The sequence below is a fragment of the Amycolatopsis kentuckyensis genome (genome assembly GCF_002155975.1).
Lineage (GTDB): Bacteria > Actinomycetota > Actinomycetes > Mycobacteriales > Pseudonocardiaceae > Amycolatopsis > Amycolatopsis kentuckyensis.
Genome location: NZ_MUMI01000589.1, coordinates 1 through 3,431, shown reverse-complemented (window position 1 = coordinate 3,431; position 3,431 = coordinate 1). Strand labels below are relative to the sequence as shown.

Sequence of the window (3,431 nt, the reverse complement as noted above, 5' to 3'; positions counted from 1 at the left end):
CACCGACGCGGGGACGACCACGGTGTTGTCGACCAGGGCTTCGGCGGCCGGGACGTTCAGCGCGACGGTCCCGACCCCGCTGGGCGCGAACGTCGTCACGGCGGCCGCGACGGGCGCCGGCACCGGGTACGCGCAGCGGACGATCAGCTCGGACTTCGTCACCGGCACGGTCCTGCTGGACACCACGGACCCGGACGGCGACGACAACGGCCCGGGCACGTACACGTACCCGACGGCGGGCGACTTCCACGCGGGCGCGTTCGACCTGCAGCGGTTCCAGATCATCGATTCCGGCAGCACCCTGGTCTTCCGGGCCCGGATCCGCGACCTGTCGCCGACGTTCGGCTCGCCACTGGGAGCCCAGCTGCTGACGATCTACGGCCACGACCCGGCGGCGACGTCGACGTCGACCGCGGCGCCGTACCCGAGCCGGGCGTACACGATCGCGTCCCAGGACGCGTGGAGCCGGCGCATCGAGGTCCAGGGCTTCGCCGATCCGGCGCTCGTCGACGCTTCGGGCGCTTCGCTGGCAACGCCGTCCGTGCAGGCTTCGCAGGCAACGCGGTACATCACGGTCAGCGTCCCGAAGGCGGCCTTCGGGACGCCGGGGCCGGGCTGGACGTTCGCGGTGGTGCTCACCGGCCAGGACGGCAACTCGCCGGACCAGGCCCGGCCGTTCACGCCGACGGCGGGCCAGTACACGTTCGGCCTGTGCGCGGCCGGCGGGACGGCGCCGGTCTGCGCGGCCGGGCCGGCAACCGCGCCGAAGGCGTTCGACGTGCTGACGCCGTCCGGAGTGGACCAGAAGGAGGAGCTGGACCCGACGCTCGGCCCGGTTTCGGTGCGCGGGGTGCCGGTGGGCTGACAAGCTGGCGGCATGATCGACGAGTTCGCGAAGAACTACCTGCACGGCGACCTGCGCGAAGTCCGCGAAGAGCTGCTCGGAAAGCTCGACGGGCTCGGCGAGTACGACATCCGCCGTCCCCTGACCAAGACGGGCACCAACCTGCTCGGCCTGGTCAAGCACCTGACCCTGACCGAGGCCCGCTACTTCGGCGAGATCTTCGGCAGGCGGTACCCCGAGCCGCTGCCCCGGTGGGACGACGCCTCGGCGCGCGGAACGGACATGTGGGCGACCGAGCACGAGACCCGCGAGGAGATCATCGACCGGTACCGCAGGGCATGGGCCCACTCCGACGCGACGATCACCGAGCTGGCCGTCGACGCACCCGGCCACGTGCCCTGGTGGCCCCGGCCGGACGTGCTGCTGTTCAACATCCTGGTCCACGTACTCACCGAAACCAGCCGCCACGCAGGCCACGCGGACATCCTGCGCGAGCAACTGGACGGCTCGACCGTCACCGGCGCCGACCGCGACGCCGAGTTCTGGGCGGCCCGCCACGCGGAGGTCGAGAAGGCGGCCCGAGCCGCCGGAGGTCCACAGTAGACACCCCACGGCGGCCCGGCCGGGGCGACCGAGGTGTGCAAGGGCACCATCGCGTGAACAACCAGGCACACTCCCGGCTGTCGGCGGCGGAATGTCCGCTGTGCGCTAACCTGACCGACCAAGGCATCCGGCCGAGTGCGCCGGCGCGTCGAGGAGTCGATCAGTGCAACCGAACCTGGGGCCAGGCGAAGACTTCCAGCTCCTGCTCGAGCGGCAGGTCCGGGACATGCAGTCGAAGGCGGCCGCGCTGAACGAAGCCCTTTCCTCCGCCGGGGCAACGGTCCGCACCCGGGACGGCGCGGTCACCGTGACGCTCGCCCCGAACGGCGCGCTGACGAACCTCGAGCTCGGCCACCGGGCGTGCGAGCTGGGCCCGGCCCGGCTCACCGCGGCGATCATGGGCGCGGTGCGGGACGCGCAGCGCCAAACCGCCCGCGCCGTCGCGGATTCCTTCGCCACCATCAACGGCGACGGCGAGTCGACCGAAATGGTCCGGTCCTTCCTCCCGCCCGACCCGCCGCCGGACGGCGACTTCGCGGCCCCGGAGAGCGCCGAGTCCACGCCGCCACCGCCGTCCGCTCCGCCGGCGCCGCCGTCCGCGCCCCGGCGCCGTCCCGCGGCCGACGACCGTACCGACGACGAATCGAACCCCTGGTGACCGGCGGCGGCTTCCGCGTCTCCGCGGACCCACTGGCGAACTTCGCCAAGCACCTCGACGAGCTGCAGAAGAACCTGCAGGGCACCGCGGACCTGGTCGGCGGCATGGTGTGCGACCCCGGCATGTTCGGCATCAACCCGGCGTGCCAGCTGATGGCCGCCGGCGCGAGCACCTGGACCGACAAGGCGCACCACCAGTTCGGGGAGTACGCCAAGACCGTCGGTGACCTCGCCGACAAGGTCACCGAGGCGGCGAAGCGGTACCAGTCGGGCGAAGAAGACGCCGTGAACTCGATCGTGAGGTTCGGATAGTGGGCGACGACTACCAGAGCAAGGACGTCAGCCTCCACGGTTCGGAACTGTTCAACGACGACAACCGGTCGGCGGGCGCGGGCTTCTTCGAGGCGGCGACCGGGCTGGACAAGGCCGTCAAGGAGAACGACCAGGTCGCGATCGGCATCGGCTCGGCGGGCATGGCGCTGGAGACCATCGGTCTCGTGCTGGACCCGATCGGCAGCCTGCTGACGGCCGGGATCGGCTGGCTCATCGAGCACATCACGATCCTGCGCTGGCCGCTGGACATCCTGATGGGCGACCCGATCGGCATCGCGGCGGCGAGCGAAGCGCTCACGGCGGAGAAGAAGAAGCTGGAGCAGTGGTCGGCCGACCACCAGCAGGCGCTCGACACGCTGCTGAAGGAGTGGAGCGGGCAGGCCGCGGACCAGTTCAAGAAGGACATGGACGCGGTCACCGAGCACCTGAGCTCCCTCGGCGGCTACCTCGACCAGGCCGGCAAGAACATGAAGGTCGCCGGCGGCATCGTCGGAGCGTTCCGCGGCATCCTCCGCGACCTGATCGCGATGCTCCTGGCGACGATCATCAAGGGCGCCCTGATCGCGGCGGCCCTGGCTCCGGTGACGTTCGGGGCCTCGATCGCGATCTTCATCGGCACGACGATCGGCACGGTGGCCACGGCCCTGGGCAAGATCGGCGCCAAGCTGGCCCAGCTGGCGAAGCAGCTGGGCGAACTGCTGAAGGCCCTGACGAAGATGGGCAAGGCGGGCGACGACCTGGCGGCGGCCAAGCCCTCGACGAGCAGCGTGACGCCGACGCCCACCCCGAAGCCGGACCCGGCACCGGCCCCGAAGCCCGACCCCAAGCCGGAGCCCAAGCCCGACACGACGCCTTCGTCGGCGACGCCGGAGCCGAAGCCCGAGCCCAAGCCGGACCCGAAGCCGGACCCGAAACCCGACACCACCCCCTCGTCGGCCACCCCCGAGCCCAAGCCCGAACCCAAGCCGGACCCGAAGCCCGAACCGAAGCCCGA

Annotated in this window: 5 protein-coding genes; all 5 read left to right on the top strand. The window is 71.5% G+C overall.

The window, feature by feature from the left end; translation table 11 throughout:
- The coding region (locus CCN39_RS43000) for a glucodextranase DOMON-like domain-containing protein (protein ID WP_279629621.1) at nt 1-865 on the top strand (865 nt) is incomplete at its 5' end.
- Between the two features lie 12 nt (nt 866-877).
- Complete coding sequence (locus CCN39_RS42995; protein WP_086852358.1) at nt 878-1,447, top strand: DinB family protein; 570 nt, start codon at nt 878-880, stop codon at nt 1,445-1,447.
- Nucleotides 1,448-1,610: 163 nt separating this feature from the next.
- Nucleotides 1,611-2,105, top strand: coding sequence for a YbaB/EbfC family nucleoid-associated protein (locus CCN39_RS42990; protein ID WP_086852356.1), 495 nt, complete (start codon nt 1,611-1,613; stop codon nt 2,103-2,105).
- Nucleotides 2,102-2,416, top strand: a complete 315-nt coding sequence (locus CCN39_RS42985) for a phage tail tape measure C-terminal domain-containing protein (protein WP_086852354.1) — start codon at nt 2,102-2,104, stop codon at nt 2,414-2,416. Before CCN39_RS42990 ends, CCN39_RS42985 begins: the two co-directional genes overlap by 4 nt.
- On the top strand, nt 2,416-3,431 hold a 1,016-nt coding region (locus CCN39_RS50430), incomplete at its 3' end, for a WXG100 family type VII secretion target (RefSeq protein ID WP_158104603.1). The genes CCN39_RS42985 and CCN39_RS50430, both read left to right, overlap by 1 nt.